This window comes from Paenibacillus flagellatus (assembly GCF_003217775.1).
Taxonomy (GTDB): domain Bacteria; phylum Bacillota; class Bacilli; order Paenibacillales; family NBRC-103111; genus Paenibacillus_AB; species Paenibacillus_AB flagellatus.
In genome coordinates, this window is sequence record NZ_QJVJ01000001.1 from 70,725 (window position 1) to 90,645 (window position 19,921).

Here is a 19,921-nt window from a genome sequence, read left to right on the forward strand (position 1 = left end):
AACCTACCACAGCTTTGTTTCCGTTACTCTTTTGCTCAAGGCGTTAGCGAATATCAACAACAAGAAATTAATGACGGAGTTGAACAAGCCGATTGCGGCACTGTAGCTGAAGTTCGCCTCCAATATCCCCTTACGGTACACGTAAGTACCGATGACGTCCGCCGTTTCATAAGTTGCGGTATTATACATAAGCAAAATTTTATCGGTGTTGACGGACATGAGGCTGCCGATTTGCAGGATCAATAAAATGATGACGGTAGGCATAATTCCGGGCAGCGTAATATGGATGCTTTGTTTAAATCGATTCGCCCCGTCAACTTTAGCCGCTTCATAAAGCGAAGGATCGATGGTGGCGATGGCCGCCAAATAGATGATCGTTCCCCAGCCTACGTTCTGCCAAATGCCGGAACCGATGAATAAGGTACGAAACCATTCGGGCTTACTCAGGTAGGCGACTTTTTCCATTCCGAATAAGGAGGACAACACCTGATTGATCAATCCGTCTCTGGCCAAGAAATCGACGATGAACCCCACCACTACGACGACCGATATGAAATACGGCAAGTAGGCAACGGTCTGAACGATGCGTTTAAACAATGCGCTGCGAAGTTCGTTCAGCAAAAAAGCCAATAGAATGGGAGAAGTAAATTGAAATAAAAGCTCGTAAAAGCTTAGCAGCAGCGTATTCCGAATCAGTCTCCAAAAATAAAAGCTTTGGAAAAATTCATTGAAATATTTGAAGCCCACCCAAGGACTATGCAGCATCCCCGTTCCCGGAGAGTAATCTTTAAATGCGATCTGGATGCCGTACATGGGACCGTAATGGAAGATGAAGTAATAGAGGACGACGGGCAATACCATGAGATAGACGTATCGATTCATTTTGAGATCCCGCTTCAACCGATAGCTGAACTTCATCCTTTTTTCAGTTGTAAGCGTTTCCAATGGTTTCGAGCCTAACTGCACTCGCTATTCCTCCTCTGCCGATTGATGAAGAGAGGTTCGTACCAGAACCTGTCGCCCGAGCCGAACCCCATCTTCAATCTTTATCTTTCTACAGTTTACGACTTCAAATAGCGGTCATATTGCGTTTGATAAATCTTTATCGCTTCCTCAATCTTTAATTTTTTTAAGGTTTGGATATATTCATCGAACTTGGTCAACTTCTCTTGGCCCATAATAAACTTATTGATCATTTCAAACATGTAGGTTCTTAAATCCGCCATAATACTGGCGATCCGCGCCTGCTCTTCCGCATTCAGATTTTGGGGCAAATACTTACTGCGGTCCGCTTCTTTGGCCCACACCATCATCGCCGCCTGCTGCGCGTCACCGGCGTGCCACTGTTTTTCAGCCTCTGCGTTATTTTGGTAAGGCCCCTGATAAGTGACCGTGTTATATAACCCGAGTGCTTGCGTGATCGTCAACTTCTTCGGATTCTTCATAATAAGGTCGGTATACTGCGGCTTCCCGTTCACCATCGTATAGCTTTCGCCTTCTACGCCAAAGTTGAACAACATGTGGCCTTCCTTACCGTAACCGTAATCCAGCCATGCCGCAATTTCCTCCGGATTTTTCGCCGATGTCGTGATGGCCGCGCCTGCCCCGCCCCATTGCGATTTGGATGAGCCGCTCGTTACGGCCAGCTCGCCCTTCTTAAGGGATGGGAACGGAACTCCGACCAGACTGAAGGTCGAATGGGGATCTTGTTCCTTCTTGCTTTGCAGATAAGCTCCAAATCCGCTTGCTGCCCAGTTGCCCTGGGCGCCTATCAGATCGTTCAGCATCTTGCTGTCTCTCAATTTGGTATCCGAGGTTAAGTAATCTTTATCAATCAGTCCCGCTTCGTACCATCTATTCATTAAGGTCAAATATTCTTTGAATTTCGGCTCATAGGGACCGAACTTGACAACGCCGTTTTCTTGGTAAAAGGATGCAAGCAGTCCATATGCTCCGAGAAACGGGGAATCGGTTTCATAATCCGTTTCTCTATAGAAGTAGGGAATTTCATCCTTTTTGCCGTTGCCGTTCGGATCTTGATCGCGGAACGCAATCAGCATGTTTTCCCATTCGTCGATTGTCGTCGGCACCGGTAATTTTAATTTATCCAACCAATCCTTGCGAACGAATAATCCGTGAGATACATATTGTACATCGTCTGTCGCGAGAAAGGGGAATACGTAGATATTGCCCTCGGCGCTTGTAAGCTGCTTCTTCAGATCCGGCTTTTCCTTCAGCATGTTGGAAAGGTTCGGCGCGTATTTGTCGATGAGCTCATTCAAACGAAGAATTTTGCCGTCTTTGATCGCTTTGTCCGGAGCATTGGCTTTCCAGCTATAGTACATGACATCGGGAAGCTTGCCTGTGGCCATCATCAAATTGAATTGGTCTTTCGCCGCTTGCGCGCCTGCAGGCGGATGTTCAAATGTTACTTTGGTTCCCGTGATTTTCTCTAATTGTTTGTACGCCCCCATCTCGCCTTGATTTTTAATCGAAAATGCCGCTTCCGTGTCCAAAGTCACCCAATATGACATTGCGGCCGGGTATTTCGGTCCCTCTCTAGCCGGTGCGGGTGTCGTATTTGCATCGGCAGTTGGCGGATCGGCGCTCTTGTTGCAGCCGACGGTCAAGCTTCCCAGCAATATCACCGAAAGCGCTGTCATCTTTCCTTTGTGATTCCAATGGCTCATTTGCGTTTAACCCCCCTTGGATTTGTGACGGACTTGAATCGTGCCTTTCGGCTTGCTTTAACTATATAAGCGGTGCAACGAAATTCATATAGTCCATATTAAAGCCGGTTTATCCGGATTACATATTCCGCATGTTCCGCTTTACATTTCATTGCTCCCTTTAAATACTGAACGAACGGAACGGCCCAATCGAATAAAAAAACAGACCTTTTTGGAGAAGGTCTACGTGATTGTATCGTTCTATCGGGCAGTGACCTGCCCTTTCCTTCGTGATTTCACTTTCACCGATTCAGCATTTCCCGATACTTCCCCGGGGGTACGCCCTCCACCTTTTTGAAAAAGCGAACAAAGCTGACGGCGTTGGCATAGCCGATTTTAAGCGCGATATCCCCGATGGTAATCGTGGGGTCGGCCAATAATTTTTTCGCTTCCCGAACACGAACCGCTGCGAGATAATCGGTAATATTTTCACCGCTATGTTTTTTGAAGAAGGTGGAGAGGTACTGAAGGCTGATGTGGAAATGATCGGCCATGGAGGATAAACTCAAGCCGTTGTCCGAATAATGCTCGTCAATGTATTGGCAAATTTTGACGTATAGCCGCTCTCCATGCTCGGTCTTTTCCTCCCTGGTGAATTGACATATGACCCGGTACATATCCTTCGTCTTATGAATCATTTCCTCCGCCGTCGCACATTCGGCAATAATTTTCGCGGGATCGATCGAGCCTTCCAATCGCTTCTTGTCCGATATTTGCAAGCCGTTCATCACTTTCACGATCGTGCTGAGAAGATCAATGAATAAGAACTTCCCCATTTCCGGAGAAAGGGCGTTCGAAAGAAAATTCGCTTCATAGATTTGATCGAGCCTCCGTTCGACGCTCGCATAGTCGCCGCTCTTGGCAAAATTCATCAGCTGCACTTCGTCCTCCAGCTGATAGTGGTAGAAATGAGGTTCAAGGCCGGCAATTTCCCGGTGATAGATCACCGCGTTGGAGCCTCTAATCATGCGGTAATCCAAAGCGATCAGCGCCTCGCGATAGCATCTTCCGATATCCTCAAGGCCGCGGTGAAATTGGCTGACGGCAATCGAATATTTCAATTTAAAGCGATGAACCGCCACCATCTGCAGCTTCTCGATAAACGCCGCCGCATCCAGATAAGCCGGCTCCGCAGGCGTGCCAACGTTCAGCAGGACGGCCAGCCGGCCGCGATCCATCTCGACGATATAGCCCGGCTTTCCTAACAAATCGCGGCTTAAGTCGGACAGGATGAACCGGACATGCGCCCATTCCTGTTCCGTATCTTCTTTAATGAAATCGCGGCAATCCTCGATCTCGAGCAGCATCACGCCAAAATAATCGTACTCGAAACGGATGCCCATGAAGATAAGGGAATCGTCGCTTAATGCCGAAACGTCAATGTACCCCTTGATCAGTCTGGATAAAAAATTGGCCTGTACGACCGGTGCGTGTTTCTTTAACGTTTGCCTCATCTGATCTTTCTCGCCCAAGGACCGGGTAATCGATTGTTTAATGTAATCAAACTCGTTAGCCGAGTCTTCCCGTGCATGCGTATTGTCCAGCATGATGGTTCTCACGACATCGCGAATCGGGCTGTAATTGCGATAGGCCATGACATAGGAGGCGATGATCCCGGCGACTACGATTAAAAAAAGCAGCATCACAGCCATTTCCTTCACCGCAACGACCTGCTTCAAGACGACGTGCATGGGCACCACGGAGACGTACTTCCAACCGTTCTGTCCCGTTGTATAAGAAAGCATCATCGCTTCGTTATTTTGCTCGAATGTATAGTAACCGCTTTCATTTTCCATTTCAGCCAATACGTCCGGGCTTAACGTATACTCGCTCGAGGTGGAAATGATGACTTGCCGGCGGTCGTCTATGATCGAGATGGAGCTGCTGTTCACTTTCTTGAACGGCTTGAATAGACGGTCGAATTCCTGCTCGTGAATCAATACGACCAAATAGCCCTTCGGGTTTGCCTCTTCTCCGAGCGGCAGCGATTGGACATAGGGAATCACGTTGCTGACTCTTTCGCCTTCTTTGATCGTGGTCACCGGAAAATACGTTTTCAAATGACTGCCGGTTAACATTTTATTTTGGACCCAATCGGCGGGTTTATCGTTAAATACAAGTATTTTGCTAAAAAAGAACGGCGAATCCGACTTCCCGGATGTGGTGAGGATCGTGTCCGTATTTTTGAAGTACACCATAAAATCGTAGATGAAGCTGCTTACTTTATTGACGTTTCGAAAGTCCTTCATGATGTCGGCCAAATCAAACTCGTTTTTGACATAGTCGCTTTCTATATGGCTTAACGACCACTGGAGCTTCGGATTGAATGCCAGCTGCAAGCTCATCCTGTCGAGCTCTTTAAACCGTTCATCCGCCACCAGCATGATTTGCTCCAGCAGCCCTAAATTCGTACGATTCGCGCTGCCCACCATAATGTGCTCGACCCGATGGTATAAATAAATACCGGCAGCCACGGGAAAGAGGAGGATGGCAATATAGGAAACGAGGATGGTTAAGAAAATACTTTTTCTTCGATTCGTCTTTCGCAGCAAGCTCAATCTCCTCCACCCGCCTTCCTTTACCCTTGGCCTTAGGGGAATCGACTTTCAAGCGAACGAATACCGTTATGGAACAGTCAAGAAAAATTATATAATAAGGCGCAGTACATTCCTATAGTCCATTTTATTGGCCGATTGACCGGTTTACTCCTGCCCGTAAGCCCCCTGCCAAAAAAAACGCCCGCACGCGGCGGGCAACCCATACTTGCAACAACGACTCGCGCTGCACGAAATGCGTAGGCGTCATAAACGGCCGGGAACTCGCGCTCCCGGTCACGAGCGCGATCGTGACGCCTACCGAGATCGTCCCCGTCTTACTTCGCCTCGTACCAGTTCACGCCGTAATTGACGTCGACCTTGAGCGGCACGTCGAGCTGGAGCGCGCCCTCCATCACCTCCGGCACGAGCTTCTTCATCAGCTCGAGCTCGTCCTCCGGCACCTCGAACACAAGTTCGTCGTGCACCTGGAGCAGCATGCGGCTGCGAACCTTCTCGTTCGCCATCCGTTCGGCGATCTGCACCATCGCCAGCTTGATGATGTCGGCGGCCGACCCTTGGATCGGCGAGTTCATCGCCGTCCGTTCGGCGAACGAGCGCAAGTTGAAGTTGGAGGCGTTGATGTCCGGCAAATACCGGCGGCGCTGCAGCAGCGTCGTCACGTAGCCGTTCGTGCGCGCCTGGCGGACGATATCGTCCATGTAGTGGCGCACGCCCTGGAAGACGGCGAAATATTGCTCGATGAATTCGGCCGCTTCCTTGCGCGTAATGTTCAAGTTTTGCGACAAGCCGTAATCGCTGATGCCGTAGACGATGCCGAAGTTGACCGCCTTCGCCTGCCGGCGCATGTTCGCGTCGACGTCCGCCTCGGATACGCCGAATACGTCCATCGCCGTCTTCGTATGAACGTCCATGTCGTTGCGGAACGCGTCCTTCAACCGATCGTCGCCCGAAATGTGCGCGAGCACCCGCAGCTCGATCTGCGAATAGTCGGCGGCCAAAATGTTCCAGCCGGGCTCGTCCGGCACGAACACCTTGCGGATTTTGCGCCCTTCCTCGAGCCGGATCGGAATGTTCTGCAAGTTCGGGAACTGGCTGCTGAGGCGCCCCGTCGCGGCGATCGTCTGCTGGTAATACGTATGCACCTTGCCCGTCTCGGGCCGAATTTCCTTGAGCAGCCCTTCCACGTAGGTGGACTGCAGCTTGGCGAGCTGGCGGTAGTTCAGGATGCTGCTGACGACCTCGTGATAGGGAGCCAGCTTCTCGAGCACCTCGGCGTCCGTCGAGTAGCCGGTTTTCGTCTTCTTGATGACCGGCAGGCCGAGCTTGTCGAACAAAATTTCGCCGAGCTGCTTCGTCGAATTGATGTTGAATTCGGTGCCGGCCGCTTTGTAAATGCCTTCGACGAGCGCGTCGATCGACTTGCCCAGCTCGCCGCCGTACTGCTTCAGGTCGTCCGCGTTGACGCGGATGCCGCGCTTCTCCATCGCCGCGAGCACGCGGGCGAGCGGAAACTCGAGCTCGTAGTAGAGCCGGTTCATCTCGTTTTTCTCCAGCTCGTCCTTCAGCACCGGCACGAGACGGGCGAGCAGATCGGCTTTGCGCGCCAAATGCTCGCTGAGCGGCCCGACGTCGGGCACTTTGAACTTCGCCCCCTTGCCGAACACGTTCTCGTCCGCGGGGACGGCGGGCAGGCCGTAGCGTCCGGCCAGCTCGTTCAACGTATGCGTCGATTCGGTCGGGTCGAGCAGGTAGGCGGCGATCAGCACGTCAAACGTCACGCCGCGCAGCTCGATCCCTTTCCAATGCAGCCCGACCTCGGTCCGGTGCATGTCGTACACGATTTTGCCGGCGTCCTCGTCGGCGAGCCAACGGCGCAGCGGCTCCGCTTCGGGCGCGTCCAGCAGATCGGCCGGCACGAACAGCGCTTTGCCGGAAGACATGCGCAGGGCGAGTCCGATCACGTCGGACACGTGAGGGTTTTCGCCGACGATCTCGAAATGGACCGCCTCGACGTCGGCCAGCGCATCGGCCAAGGCGCCGAGCGAGCCGCGCTCGACGACGTCGACCTCGATCGCTTCGGCCCCTTCCGCCCCGGCGTCCCCGCCGGACAAATCCATTTTGTCGAGCAACGATTTGAATTCGAGCTTGCGGAACATCGCGCCCAGCGTCGGGCCTTCGTAGCCGGCGTACTGCAGCTCGTCCAGCTTCATCTCCATCGGCACCTCGCGGTAAATCGTCGCGAGCTCTTTGGACATGCGGGCGTCGTCCGCGTGCTCCTTGATTTTGTCCTTCATCTTGCCTGATATGTCGTCCGCTCTCGCCAGCACTTCCTCGACGGAGCCGTATTCGTGAAGCAGCTTGAGCGCCGTCTTCTCGCCGACGCCCGGAATGCCCGGAATATTGTCGGAGGCGTCGCCCATCAAGCCTTTCAGGTCGATGATTTGCTTGGGGACGAGCCCGTACTTCTCCCGGATCGCCTCGGGGGTATACAGCTCCACCTCGCTGATGCCTTTGCGGGTAAGCGCGATCGTCACGTGCTCGGACGCCAGCTGCAGCATGTCCTTGTCGCCCGTCACGACGACGACGTCGAGCCCTTTCTCGTCGGCGAGCCGCGTCATCGTCCCGATGATGTCGTCGGCCTCGTACCCGGCCAGCTCGAACTGGGGAATGCCGAACGCCTGCACGAGCTCCCGAATGAGCGGGAATTGCTCGGACAGCTCCGGCGGCGTCTTGGCGCGCCCGCCCTTATATTCCTTATAGTCCGCATGGCGGAACGTCACTTTGCCGGCGTCGAACGCGACGAGAAAATGCGTCGGCTTCTGCTCTTCGATCAACTTCAGCAGCATCGTCGTAAATCCGAATACGGCGTTCGTATGAAGCCCGCTCGAGTTGCTGAGCAGCGGAAGCGCGTAAAACGCCCGGTTCGCGATGCTGTTGCCGTCGATCAAGATCAACTTTTCCAATACGTACACCCCATTTATGAGATCCTCCCTTCATCATAGCATAACGGCATCCACATATGAACAACCCCTCCCCGCATACTTATGGAAGAGGAAGGAAAGGAGGGAAACCGGTGAATCGTAGGTTTACTCCTCGGACGACGAAAGCCGTCTTCTTCGACATGAACAATACGCTGATCGATGCGAAAGCTTCGTTCGACGCTTGCTTCCTGCATGTGCTGACCGATTTTGCCGGACGTTGGGACCCGGGAGAGGGCGATTGGAATCCGCGACGCGTCTTGGAGACGTACCGAACCGAATGGGGCAAGCTGGCCGCAAAGGCGGAGGGCCGGCCGGAGCGGCTGGAGGAGGCGAAGAAAAAGGGGCTGCAAAAGGCGCTGCGGCATTATCCGTTCCAGGTGAACGACGGGTTCGTCCGCTCGTTTTTCCGGGAAATGCACAACCAGATGCGCGAGCACGCCGTGCCGTTCGCGGGCGTCGCCGACACGCTGTCCGCCTTGTCCGGCGCTTACGCGCTCGGCGTCGTGACGAACGGCAGCAAGGAGCAACAGCAGCGGGTGCTCCGCCGTCTGAAGCTGTCCGGCTTCATCCCGGACGAGCGGGTTTTCGCGTCGACGCGGAGCGGATACCGAAAGCCGCACCCGGCCCTCTTCCGGGAGGCGCTCCGGGCGACGGGCGTTCGAGCGGCTGAATCGGTCATGGTCGGCGACTCGTGGAAAAACGATATCTCCGGCGCGATACGATGCGGCATGAAGGCCGTCTGGATGAATCGTGCGGCGGGGAACGGCGGGAAGAGCGGGGAGCGGACCGGCAGCGACGGCTCCGTGCGACGGCTCGGCGAGACGGAGGTACCGCTCGTCCCGGGCATGAAAGCGCTGCTGGAGCTGTTTGAGACACGGTAAGAGGGGACCTTGCCGGCGCTTGGCGCGCGGCATGCTGTCGCGAGAATGACACGCCGGAGCCGAACCGGCATGCGGGGGCGTCAATGGGTGCGGATGCTTGGAGGGATTCGGATACGGGGACGGTGCGGGTGCGGGTGCGGGTGCGGGGACGAGCGCGGCGAGTCGGTAATCCGATGCGCCGCGCCGGCCTTATCGTTTCAAGGCGAGCATCTGGTACACTTCCCGCCGGTCGCCCGGAAGCGTCGCCTCGCGGCTGCGCAGCTGGGACGAGCCGTCCCCGTCCAAATAGACGCCGTCGACGAGCCGGTCTCCCTGACCGTACAGGTCCATGATCGCCGAGCGAAACTGCTCGGCGGTACAGCGCGTCGGCGTTACGATCATGTAGACGTTTTGCGCCCGATCGTAGACGAGTCCCGTCCTCATGCGCGGCTCGTCGTAGGCGGGCATCTCTTCCTCGATCATCGCCCGCTCCCAGCCGGACGCCTCTCCCAGCTTCATGCTGACGCCGCCTTGCGCCCAGTAATGCGCTTTGTCCGAAACGGCGAGCTCTCCCGCATGGGTGACGGCTTGGACCGAGAACCGGCGCGAGGCTTCGTCCCAGACGAGCGTTCCGCGAGCGAGATGGCCGTTCACGCCCGTATTGTACCAGCCGGAGCCGTAGTCTCCGGGTTCGCCCTTGAGCGGCTTGCCGTCCATGACGGCGACGGACAGCAAGGAGCCCTCCCAAAAGAAGCCCCCGTTCACGCCCATAAACGGCGTATGCGTCACATTGGAATCGATCGCTTGCAGGCTGACGTTGTCCGGCGTCGTCCGAATCGTGTGCAGCACCACCCCGTTCGGGGCGACCCGTTTCTCGTACCGGTATTGACGAGGTCCGCCGGCGTCGTTCCGTGCACCGCTGCGCGAATAATGCATATACGCCGACAAGAGCGTGACGATCGCCATGAAGGCGACGGCGACGCGAAGCGCGATCAATCGTTTTCGTTCGGAAGGGGAAGGCGGGAGAGGACCGAGGTCCGGTACGAAGGCTTGTCCGTCGCTCATCGGGGTACGGCTCCTTTTTCATAGATTCATAGATTTTGCAGCAGCAGCAAGTCCCGCTCGCGGATAAACTTGCCCGTATAGCTGGCGGGCCGGTCGTTGCCGAGCAAGCGGATCGCTTCCGCCGCGTCCGTCCAAAGCAGCGCCATGCCGTCGTTTCGCTCTTCGTCGGTCCAAGTCGGAAGCACGTGCCCGCCGACGGCTTGGACGACGTATCCGTACGACAGCTGCAGCAATTGCTGCTTGTCTCTATATTCTATGACGGCTCCTATTTCTCGTAGAACCTCGATTTGCGAGCCGGTCTCCTCCAGCAGCTCCCGCCTGAGCGCCTCCACGACCGTTTCGCCCGGCTCGATGCCGCCTCCCGGCAATTTATGATAACGGTCCTTCTCCGCATACAAGAGCGCGATACGACCGGAGAGGTCGAACACGACCGCTCTAGCCGCTTTCCGCACCCGGTAGCGCATATCGGAGACGATCGCCTCGCCCGCTTCTCGCCCCCGATCCGCATGAATCCCGATTGCATCCTCGGTCAATTCGCCTAGCAAAATCATCGGTAGTCCCCCTTCCTCCATTTCCCAAATGTACGCGATACGGGATCGAATTTCAATCGGGGATGCGAAAAAATGCGGCTGCGCACGGCTGCTCCCCGCCGGCCGGCCCGCATGCGGCGAAATAACGTACGTTTGTACACTATTCCCCCCTCGTCAGGCGAGGATATGCGGAATAGTGTACGTTCGTACCTTATTTCGGCCAACTTTTCGCCCGGCCGGCCCGCATGCGGCGAAATAACGTACGTTTGTACACTATCCCCCCTCGCCCTGGCAAGGATTCGCGGAAAAGCGTACGTTCGTACCTTATTTCGGCCGGTTCCCGCCCGGCGGGTGCACAGACGCCCGCAAAACGCGAAAAAGCTTACGGCTGCCCGCAAGCTTGTCCTTCCCCATTCGCGACCGGCTGACCGATTCGCTCATAGTAGTATACGCTGCCCGTATGGGCTTTCGCCCGCTTCTTCAGCTTCGCCGCCGCAGTCGATATATACTCCGCGGTAAGGGTCGAGCTGCACTCGCAAATAATGAGCGACAGCGAGATGTTGACCCGGTCCGCCTCGACCGGCCGCCCCTCCCGGTCGACCACCTGCCCCGGCTCGGCCGGGTCGAGAAACGCAACGATGCCGGCGTCGAAGCGGCGTATGATCTCCTCGCAGAGCCGGTGCGGCGTCCCGCTTTTCGTCATGACGATGAAGTCGTCGCCGCCGATATGCCCGACGAAGTCGTCCGGCATTCCGCATACGCTCGACGCCTCCTGCAGAACGTCGGCCGTAAACTGGATCAACTCGTCGCCCTTGCGAAAGCCGTACCGGTCGTTGAACCATTTGAAAAAGTCGAGGTCGGCATAAATGACCGAAAAGCTGCCGTTGTCCGCGATGCGACGGCCGAGCTCCATCTGGATATGCTGATTGCCGGGCAAGCCCGTCAGCGGATTGGCGATGCGCGCCACCTCGATACGCACCTGCGTAATCGATTCGAGGATGGCGCGAATCGAAGCGACCCCGGCGAACCGGTCCGCGCTCGTAATGATGACGAAGTCGTACAAGTTGCTCGTCTCCCGCGCGGTCGCCATCTGCGACACCTGATCGATCGGCACATGCTCGTCCACGATAAGCGGGCTGCGGTCCATCAGCTTGCCGATCGGCCGGTTCCAGTAGAGCGGGATGCCGTATTGCCCGGCCAGCTGCTGGAACAGCCGCTCGCGCATGACGAGCCCGACCGGGGCGCCGTCCGAGACGATAACCGCTCCCGCTTCGCTCTCGTTATCCTTGAAAAACCGCGCCACCTCGGAAATGTGCGTCTCCGGGCCGAACGTTCGGATCGGCGACACGATCGAGCCGACGGTCATAAACCCGTTCGCGCCGCGAAGCTGGCGGCGTCGCCGGATCTGCTCCGCGATCCCCTCGTCCACGGGCCCGATACCCGCGGCCGGCTTGGCGAGCAAATAGCCTTGCCCGAAATGGACGCCCATCTGCATCAGCTTGTGCAGGTCGTCGGCCTGCTCGATCCCTTCGGCGATGAGGCGGATGTTCATTTTGTCGGCAAAGGCGACGAACGTTTCGAGAATATGCTCCTTGATCTTATCCTTGTGAATGTTGTGGATGAGCGACCGGTCCACCTTGATGAAATCCGGCTGAAGCTCGGCGATCGCCTGCAGCGACGAATACCCGGCCCCGGCGTCGTCGATGGCGATCTGGTAGCCTTGATTGCGGTAATGCTGCAATATTTTTTTGGCGGTCGTAAAATCTTCGATCGAGCACCGTTCCGTAATTTCGAACACGACGTTATGGGGCGAAAGCCCCCGCTCTTCAAGCAGCTTCATCGTTCGGCCCGGCGTAAACTCCGGATCGTGAATCACTTGGGCGGGAATGTTGATGAACACGCGCTGCTCGCGAGCGAGCCCTGCGCATCCGGCGATCGCCTTCTCCCGGGCGAGCCGGTCGAGCGAATATAGAAACCCCTCCCGCTCCGCGAACTTGAACAGCTCGAGCGGCGATTGAAAGTCGGTGCCCCGAGGTCCGCGCGTCAGCGCCTCGTAGCCGAAGGCGCGTCCGTCGACGAACGACACGATCGGCTGGTACACCGATTCGATCGTCTGCCGTTCGAGAATGGACAGGAAGCGGGCCGCCCGCGCCTCCTGCTCGCCGCCGTCCGTCCCGTCCGTTCGCCTCGCATCGCGTATCGCCCGCTTCACGGCGTCGTACACGGCTTTGCCGGCGTCCTTGTCGTCCGCCGGACCGAGCAGCGCTCCGCCGAGATGAAGATCCGGCGCATCGGGGCCGTACAGGCCGGCCAAATGCCTCTCCAGCTTCCGCTTGATCTGCAAGCCGATCTCGAGCGCGTACCGGCCGGCGTCGGCCAAGCCCCGCTCCATGCCGACATACAGGAAAAAATCGTCCCCCGCCGTCCGCTGCAGGAAAATCGACGGCCATTCCGGCAGCAGCTCGGAGAGCGCCTGCTTCATCGAACCGATGACCCGGTCGCAGAACAGGCGGCCCCGCAGCTCCTCCAGCTCTTGAAACCGGGCGATATCCAAGTAAATCAGCCCTACGGCCCCTTGCTTCATCCGGAACGCGATCAGCTCGAGATCCCGGTCGCTCCACGTGAGCATCTGCATCCCTCACCCGCACAAGAAAGTAGCCGTTCTCAAGCGTTCAGGTCGGGACGCTGGCCTCGCACCAAATAAACGACGCTTTCGCCGATGTTCGTCGCATGGTCGGCCATCCGTTCCAAGTAGCGGCTGACGAAGCAAAGAAGCAGCGACTGGTTGACCGTCTTCGGATTATCCACCATGAAGACGAACAGCTCGCGCAAAATTTGGCTGTGCAGATGATCGACGTCGTCGTCCATTTTGGCCATCCGGTACGCCAAATCGACGTTTTCGTCGACATACGCCTCGATGCTTTCGCGCGTCATTTGCTGCACGATCTCGGCCATTCGCGGGATGTCTACAAGCGGCTTGATCAGCGGCTCCTCGCCGATGCGCAGCGTCACCTTGGCGATATCGACCGCAAGGTCGGCCATCCGCTCGAGGTCGCTCGCCATCTTGAACGCGATCAAAATCCGGCGCAAATCTTTCGCGACCGGCTGCTGCGTCGCGATGAGCCGCGTGCCGATCTCGTCGATATGCTCCTCCATCGCGTTGACCGCGGGGTCGTCCGCAATGACGGTCCGGGCCAGCTCCTGATTGCCGTCCTTCAGCGATTGGACCGATTTCAAAATCGCCTGCTCCACCTTGCCGCCCATCTCGATCAGCTGCTTGCGCAATTCGTTCAACGATGCGTCAAAATTGTGCCGTTTCGTCACCATCGTCCCGTCTCCCCCCGATTAGCCGAATCTTCCGGTAATGTAGTCTTCCGTGCGCTGATCCTCCGGATTGGAGAACAGCTTCACCGTTTCCGCGAATTCGATCACTTCGCCGTTCAAGAAAAACGCGGTTTGGTTCGACACCCGCGCCGCCTGCTGCATGTTGTGTGTCACGATCACGATCGTATACTTGTCCTTCAGCTCTTGGATAAGCTCCTCGATTTTCAGCGTGGAGATCGGGTCGAGCGCGGACGTCGGTTCGTCCATGAGCAGGATGTGCGGGTTGACGGCGAGCGCGCGAGCGATGCACAACCGCTGCTGCTGGCCGCCGGACAAGCCGTAGGCCGATTTTTTCAAATAATCTTTCACTTCGTCCCACAACGCCGCCGAGCGCAAGCTTTTCTCCACGATGTCGTCGAGCTCCGATTTCTTCGTCGTGCCGTGGATGCGCGGGCCGTAGGCGATGTTGTCGTAAATCGATTTCGGAAACGGATTCGGCTGCTGGAACACCATGCCGACGTTTTTGCGCAGCATCTCGACGTTGACGTCGGCTTCGTAAATCGACGTGCCGCCGATCGTAATTTTGCCGTCGATGCGCACGCCCTTGATCGTGTCGTTCATCCGGTTCAGCGTGCGGAGCAGCGTCGATTTGCCGCAGCCCGAAGGCCCGATGAAGGCGGTAATCGATTTTTCCTCGATCGCCATATTAACGTTTTTCAAAGCGTGGAATTCGCCGTAGTGCAAGTTCAGACGCTCGATGTCGACGATTGGCATATCGGTTCCCCCTATTGTTTCTTCTGATATTTATTGCGCAAGTAGATGGCGAACGCGTTCATGCTGAGCAGCAGGATGAGCAGCACGATAATGCCCGCCGCCGCGACGTTCTGGAATTCCGCTTGCGGCAAGCTCGACCAGTTGAAAATTTGGATCGGCATGACCGTAAACGTATCGAACCACGTCTCCGGCAAATGCGCGATAAACGACACGGCGCCGATGACGATCAAGGGGGCGGTCTCGCCGATCGCCCGGGACAGCGACAAAATCGCCCCCGTCAAAATGCCGGGTATGGCCGAAGGCAGCACGACGCGGACGATCGTCTGCCACCGGTTCGCGCCGAGCGCGTACGAAGCGTGCCGCTGGCTCGTCGGAATGGCCCGGATCGCTTCCTGGGAGGAGACGATGATGATCGGCAGGACGAGCAGCGTCATCGTAAGCGCGCCGGACAGGATGCTCCGTTCGAGATGAAGCAGCCGGACGAACACCGTCAGCCCGAGCAGGCCGTAGACGATCGACGGAACGCCGGCCAAGTTCGCGATATTCGTCTGGATGAGACGGCTGTACCACGTGTCCTTCGCGTATTCCTCCAAATAAATGGCGGTCGAAACGCCAATAATAAACGTCAGCGGCGCCGTAATCGCCATCAGCCAGATCGTGCCGACGAGGGCGGCTTTGATGCCGGCGTTTTCGGGCTTGCGGGACGAGAAGCTCGTCAAGAAATCCCAGTCGAGCCATCCGATCCCCTTGCTTAACACCTGAATCAGCAGCAGGACGAGCGCCACGACGCCGATGCAGGTGGAGACGAAGAAGAGCGAATGGAAAAACGAGTTCGTCCGTTTGCGCCTCATGATCCGTTGCGTTTCCGATTGCGACATCAATATTCCTCCCTGAACTTCCTGGAGATGTAGCCCGCGAGAATGTTCATGACGAGCGTAATGACGAACAGCGTAATGCCGACGGCGTAAATGGTCAAATATTCGACCGTGCCGTGCTGCGTGTCGCCGGAGCTCACCGATACGATATAAGCGGTCAACGTCTGGATGCTCTCCAGAGGATTGTAGGACATATGGGCCAAGTTGCCCGCGGCCAGCGTCACGATCATCGTCTCGCCGACGGCCCGCGACAGGCCGAGGACGAACGAGGAGACGATGCCGGAAAAGGCGGCCGGGACGACGATTTTCACGGCAACCTCCAGCTTGGTGGAGCCGAGCGCGTAGGCGGCCGAGCGCAGCGAGCGGGGGACCGCCATCATCGCGTCTTCGCTGAGCGAGGAGATCATCGGGATGATCATGATGCCGACGACGATGCCCGCGCTGAGCGCATTGAACACTTCCGTTTGCGGCAGGAGCCACTTCAAGATCGGCGTAACGAACGTCAAGGCGAAAAACCCGTACACGATCGTCGGGATTCCCGCCAATATTTCAAGCACCGGCTTCAGCACCGCGCGTACGCGGTCCGGCGCGTATTCGCTCAAGTAAATGGCGCTGCCGAGGCCGACGGGCAACGCGACGACGCTTCCGATCAGCGTAATCATCATCGTCCCGACGATCAGAGGCAGGACGCCGAACTCCGGATCGGCGAACAAGGGCGTCCACTTCGTTCCGGTCAAAAAGTCGGCGATCGGCACTTGACGGAAAAATCCGATCGATTCGAACACCAAAATCGCCACGATGCCGACCGTTGTCAAGATCGAGATCAAAGCAAAGACGGAAAGAATGCCGGGCATTAACGTATCCGAGGAAAACCAAGATTTTTTGCGCTTCAATTGTCTGTTTATTGCGGTAGTCAGCTCCGTGTTCGCCATATGGCAAAATGCCCCCTGACAAAATGAAAGTGGATGACGATAAAAGGAGTCCCGGCAAGCGAGCTTGCGGGACGCCATGAATCGTCATGCGCTGCAGGCGATTATTTTACGGCTTCGAGGTTTTTCGTATATTTGTCTGCCGGCAGCTTGATATACTTCGCTTCTTCGACCAGCTTCTGGCCTTCGGCGCTGTTGTAGAACTTGATGAACTCCTTGACGTGCGGCTTTTGCAGCGCGCTCTTCAGCGGATAAATGTAAATTTCGCGGGCGAGCGGCTTATACGTGAGCTTCTCGATCGTCTCGTGGCTCGGCAGGACGGCCGGGGAAGCGTCGTCGACCTTGATGCCGACCGCGTTCAGCTTCTCCTTGTTCTCGAAGTAGTACGAGTAGCCGAAGTAGCCGAGGGCGTTTTTGTCGCCCGCTACGCCTTTGACGAGTACGTTGTCGTCTTCCGATGCGGTGTAGTCCGTGCGCGATACTTTAGCCGTTCCGTTGATCGCTTCCGTGAAATATTCGAACGTTCCCGAAGCGGTGCCCGGACCGAACAGCTTGATGTCTTCCGCCGGCCATCCCGCGCGGACGTCGCTCCACTTCTTCACCTTGCTGTCTTTCTCCCATATTTTCTTCAGCTCGGCGACGGTCATTTCTTTCGCCCACGTGTTGTCCTTGTTCACGACGACGGTGATCCCGTCCAGCGCGATCGGCATCATGACCGTATCGTCGTTTTTCGCTTTCAGGTCCGCGAGCTCCTGGTCTTTCATTTTGCGCGAGGAGTTCGCGATGTCGATTTCGAGGCCGATCAGCTTCTTGATGCCGTTGCCGCTGCCGGATTCGCCGACCGATACTTTAACGTCCTTGTATTTCTTCATGAATTCTTCGGCGACGGCCGAGGAGATCGGGAATACGGTGGAGGAACCGTCGATTTTAATTTCGCCGGACAGCTTTTGCTCGGCCGGTTTCGGATCTTCTTTTTTCGTTTCGGCCGGGGCCGGGGTATTGGTCGTGCCGCCTGCGCTCGTTTTGCCGTCGTCCTTCTGTCCGCATGCCGCCAGTGTCAGTGCCAACACCGCGGACGACATGACGATTGTCCCCTTGCGCATTGCTTTGTTCAACAACTTGACCACTCCTTCAACGATTCGGGTTTGTTTTGGCTACAACCCTATCTTAGGCCCGCTATGTTTTCGCAATTTTAATGTTTTGTAAACGGAGTGTTAAATCTTTCGACTTCTGTTAGAGCCGTTTCGACACGTCCCGCGCGTTGTCCGGGGCTTGTCAACATTTACAATCCGTTAACAAAAAGCGGCCGTTCCGTTAACGATCGTTTCCTATAGTGGAAGAGACAGCGAGAAATTGGCGAGACGGAGAGATTCATAGGCGAAGGGGAGAAGCCGTATGTTTCGGAAAGAGTCGGATCATCAGAAGCGGAAGGCTCGAGCGGCCGGGTTTACGATGAAAGCGAAGCTGATCGCCGGTTTCGCGCTGATCGTCGCGATGCTCGCGGGTTCGTCGGCGTTCCAGCTGTACCGGAACGGCGAGGTCGCGCGGCAGGTGGCCGTCCAGAACGGGGAGACGGCGAAGCAGGAGCTGGCGATGCGGCTGAAGCTGGCCGTGCAGGAGATGGCCGTCATTCACGCGGATTTGGCGCTTACGAAAAACGCGTCGGCGGAAGAGCGGTACCGGCCGGTTCGGGAACGGTTCATGGAGAACGTGAAGCGAATCGGCGATACGGCGTCGTCCGCGGAAGAACGAAAATGGAAGGCGAAGCTGGACAACGTATCGGGCGAATTTGCCGCGACGTTCGACGCCGCCGTGCAAACGCTGAATGCGGCCGGGGTCTCGCCCGGGGACCGGGACCGGCTGCTGGAGTCGCAATATGCGCTGTCGCTGACGCACAAGGAGTTCATCTTCGAGCTGGTCGATCAGTTTTACCTCACCTATACCGAAGCGGCCGACGCCGCCGTGGCGAAATCGGAGGACGCCTTCGCCGAAGCGAAAACGATCGCGACGATCGCGATATCGGCCGCGATCGCCGCGGCGGTCGTCGTCTCGGCTCTGCTCGTCCGCTCGTTCGCGAAGCCGGTCCGCCGGATGCAGGCGGCGATGAGCCTGATCGGCGAAGGCGACCTGCGCCACCGGATCGGATCGGCCGCGCCCGACGAGTTCGGCCGGCTGAGCCGCAGCTTCGACCGGATGATGGACAGCGTCAGCGGCATGCTCGGCCGAATGCGCGGCATCGGCATCGAGCTGAACGAACGGTCCGACGGCTTCCGCCGCTTCGCGCAATCGACGGCCGCCGCCCATACGGACGTGCTGCAGGCGATCGGCGAAATCGCCGCCGGCGCCGACCGGCAGGCGTCCTACTCGGAGCGGAGCGCCTCGCTCGTCCGGGAGTTCGGCCGCGAAATCGCCGACATCGCCCGGTCGGCGGACGAGATGAAGCGGCTGAGCGGCGACGCCGACGAGCAGGCGAAGCTCGGCGCCGCTACGATGACGAAGCTGCGCGAGGCCGCCGACCGGGCGGACGCCATGCTGCGCGAAGCGGCGACGGCGGTCGAGTCGTTCGCCGCGGACGCCGCGAGCATCGGCAAAATCGTCCATACGATAACGGAAATCGCCCAGCAGACGAACGTCCTTTCGCTGAACGCTTCGATCGAGGCGGCACGGGCCGGGGCGCACGGTAAAGGCTTTCTCGTCATCGCCGACGAGGTGAGGCTGCTCTCGGAGCAGTCCAAAGCGTCGGCGAAGTCGATCGAAGGGCTCGTCGGCTCGCTGGAGCGGCGGATGAGCGACGTGCGCCGCCATATGGAAACGGCGGGCGAGGCGGCCCGGACGCAAGGGGCGAAGGTGCACGATACGCTGGCGGCGTTCCGGACGATCGAGGAATCGATCGCCGAGCTGCACGAACGGACGGACCGCATTCACGCGAAGGTGAAGCGGGCCGAAGCCGGCAACGAAAGCTTGATCGACGCGATCGGACAAGTGGCCGCCATCGCCGAGCAGACGGCGGCCGGCGTGCAGGAGGTCAACTCGACGTCGATCGGGCAAAACGACGCGGTGCGTCATATCGCCGCTCAAGCCGACGCGCTGCACGAGCTGGCGGATAGCTTGTTCGCGGAAATCGGGAAGTTCCGGACGGCGGACGAAACGAGGCGGTCGGCGAGCGGAGGCGAGCCGGAGGCCGAACCCGATTCCGCGGCGGCGGAGACGTCGGGCTTCCGGGTCGGCATCCAAACGATCGAGGGAGCCGAGCGGGAACAAAAAGAACTTGTATCCGTCTGAACCGTAAAACCGCC

The 19,921-nt window shown here is 57.3% G+C and carries 14 protein-coding genes; 2 read left to right on the forward strand and 12 right to left on the reverse strand.

Annotated features, from left to right (window positions below; all coding sequences use genetic code 11):
* Positions 1 to 3 precede the first annotated feature (3 nt).
* The 4 genes from DLM86_RS00340 to polA form a co-directional block, all read right to left on the reverse strand.
* On the reverse strand, positions 4 to 918 hold the full coding sequence (locus tag DLM86_RS00340; protein ID WP_110837977.1) for an ABC transporter permease: 915 nt from the start codon (positions 916 to 918) through the stop codon (positions 4 to 6).
* 143 nt (positions 919 to 1,061) lie between these two features.
* A complete protein-coding gene (locus DLM86_RS00345; protein WP_110837978.1) occupies positions 1,062 to 2,690 on the reverse strand; it encodes a type 2 periplasmic-binding domain-containing protein in 1,629 nt (542 codons plus the stop codon).
* A gap of 281 nt (positions 2,691 to 2,971) precedes the next feature.
* Positions 2,972 to 5,281, reverse strand: a complete 2,310-nt coding sequence (locus DLM86_RS00350; protein ID WP_110837979.1) for a helix-turn-helix domain-containing protein — start codon at positions 5,279 to 5,281, stop codon at positions 2,972 to 2,974.
* A 320-nt stretch (positions 5,282 to 5,601) separates the two neighbouring features.
* Positions 5,602 to 8,250 carry a DNA polymerase I gene (gene polA, locus DLM86_RS00355; RefSeq protein ID WP_170143687.1) on the reverse strand — a complete coding sequence of 883 codons (2,649 nt, stop codon included), beginning with the start codon at positions 8,248 to 8,250 and terminating at the stop codon, positions 5,602 to 5,604.
* A gap of 110 nt (positions 8,251 to 8,360) precedes the next feature.
* Between polA and DLM86_RS00360 the strand changes: the two genes are divergently transcribed.
* Positions 8,361 to 9,149 (forward strand): HAD family hydrolase, encoded by a 789-nt coding sequence (locus DLM86_RS00360; protein ID WP_158289252.1) that lies wholly within the window; start codon positions 8,361 to 8,363, stop codon positions 9,147 to 9,149.
* A 189-nt stretch (positions 9,150 to 9,338) separates the two neighbouring features.
* Here the strand turns inward: DLM86_RS00360 and DLM86_RS00365 are convergent, their stop codons facing one another.
* The 8 genes from DLM86_RS00365 to DLM86_RS00400 all read right to left on the reverse strand — a co-directional run bounded on the left by DLM86_RS00365 (position 9,339) and on the right by DLM86_RS00400 (position 17,743).
* Positions 9,339 to 10,193, reverse strand: coding sequence for a hypothetical protein (locus DLM86_RS00365; protein WP_245954276.1), 855 nt, complete (start codon positions 10,191 to 10,193; stop codon positions 9,339 to 9,341).
* Between the two features lie 26 nt (positions 10,194 to 10,219).
* Entirely contained in the window at positions 10,220 to 10,744 is a 525-nt protein-coding gene (locus DLM86_RS00370) for an NUDIX domain-containing protein (protein WP_110837982.1), read from the reverse strand.
* 361 nt (positions 10,745 to 11,105) lie between these two features.
* The gene (locus DLM86_RS00375; protein WP_158289253.1) at positions 11,106 to 13,352 is read right to left on the reverse strand and encodes a bifunctional diguanylate cyclase/phosphodiesterase; all 2,247 of its coding nucleotides are present in this window, start codon (positions 13,350 to 13,352) and stop codon (positions 11,106 to 11,108) included.
* A gap of 35 nt (positions 13,353 to 13,387) precedes the next feature.
* Positions 13,388 to 14,047, reverse strand: a complete 660-nt coding sequence (phoU, locus tag DLM86_RS00380; RefSeq protein ID WP_110838593.1) for a phosphate signaling complex protein PhoU — start codon at positions 14,045 to 14,047, stop codon at positions 13,388 to 13,390.
* 21 nt (positions 14,048 to 14,068) lie between these two features.
* On the reverse strand, positions 14,069 to 14,821 hold the full coding sequence (gene pstB / locus DLM86_RS00385) for a phosphate ABC transporter ATP-binding protein PstB (RefSeq protein WP_110837984.1): 753 nt from the start codon (positions 14,819 to 14,821) through the stop codon (positions 14,069 to 14,071).
* 11 nt (positions 14,822 to 14,832) lie between these two features.
* Positions 14,833 to 15,699, reverse strand: coding sequence for a phosphate ABC transporter permease PstA (pstA, locus tag DLM86_RS00390; RefSeq protein ID WP_110837985.1), 867 nt, complete (start codon positions 15,697 to 15,699; stop codon positions 14,833 to 14,835).
* Positions 15,699 to 16,550, reverse strand: a complete 852-nt coding sequence (pstC, locus tag DLM86_RS00395) for a phosphate ABC transporter permease subunit PstC (RefSeq protein WP_245954277.1) — start codon at positions 16,548 to 16,550, stop codon at positions 15,699 to 15,701. Before pstC ends, pstA begins: the two co-directional genes overlap by 1 nt.
* Positions 16,551 to 16,729: 179 nt before the next feature.
* Complete coding sequence (locus DLM86_RS00400; protein ID WP_245954278.1) at positions 16,730 to 17,743, reverse strand: PstS family phosphate ABC transporter substrate-binding protein; 1,014 nt, start codon at positions 17,741 to 17,743, stop codon at positions 16,730 to 16,732.
* A 277-nt stretch (positions 17,744 to 18,020) separates the two neighbouring features.
* Here DLM86_RS00400 and DLM86_RS00405 point away from each other — a divergent pair, with 277 nt between their 5' ends.
* Positions 18,021 to 19,907, forward strand: coding sequence for a methyl-accepting chemotaxis protein (locus DLM86_RS00405; RefSeq protein ID WP_110837988.1), 1,887 nt, complete (start codon positions 18,021 to 18,023; stop codon positions 19,905 to 19,907).
* Positions 19,908 to 19,921: the final 14 nt, after the last annotated feature.

What these genes read in the sequence shown, in the direction of transcription:
- pstA (WP_110837985.1), bottom strand. Translation starts at nt 15,699, where the DNA reads ATGTCGCAATCGGAAACGCAACGGATCATGAGGCGCAAACGGACGAAC.
- DLM86_RS00405 (WP_110837988.1), top strand. Translation starts at nt 18,021, where the DNA reads ATGTTTCGGAAAGAGTCGGATCATCAGAAGCGGAAGGCTCGAGCGGCC.
- pstB (WP_110837984.1), bottom strand. Translation starts at nt 14,821, where the DNA reads ATGCCAATCGTCGACATCGAGCGTCTGAACTTGCACTACGGCGAATTC.
- DLM86_RS00370 (WP_110837982.1), bottom strand. Translation starts at nt 10,744, where the DNA reads ATGATTTTGCTAGGCGAATTGACCGAGGATGCAATCGGGATTCATGCG.
- DLM86_RS00365 (WP_245954276.1), bottom strand. Translation starts at nt 10,193, where the DNA reads ATGAGCGACGGACAAGCCTTCGTACCGGACCTCGGTCCTCTCCCGCCT.
- DLM86_RS00340 (WP_110837977.1), bottom strand. Translation starts at nt 918, where the DNA reads ATGAAGTTCAGCTATCGGTTGAAGCGGGATCTCAAAATGAATCGATAC.
- DLM86_RS00345 (WP_110837978.1), bottom strand. Translation starts at nt 2,690, where the DNA reads ATGAGCCATTGGAATCACAAAGGAAAGATGACAGCGCTTTCGGTGATA.
- pstC (WP_245954277.1), bottom strand. Translation starts at nt 16,550, where the DNA reads ATGCCCGGCATTCTTTCCGTCTTTGCTTTGATCTCGATCTTGACAACG.
- DLM86_RS00375 (WP_158289253.1), bottom strand. Translation starts at nt 13,352, where the DNA reads ATGCTCACGTGGAGCGACCGGGATCTCGAGCTGATCGCGTTCCGGATG.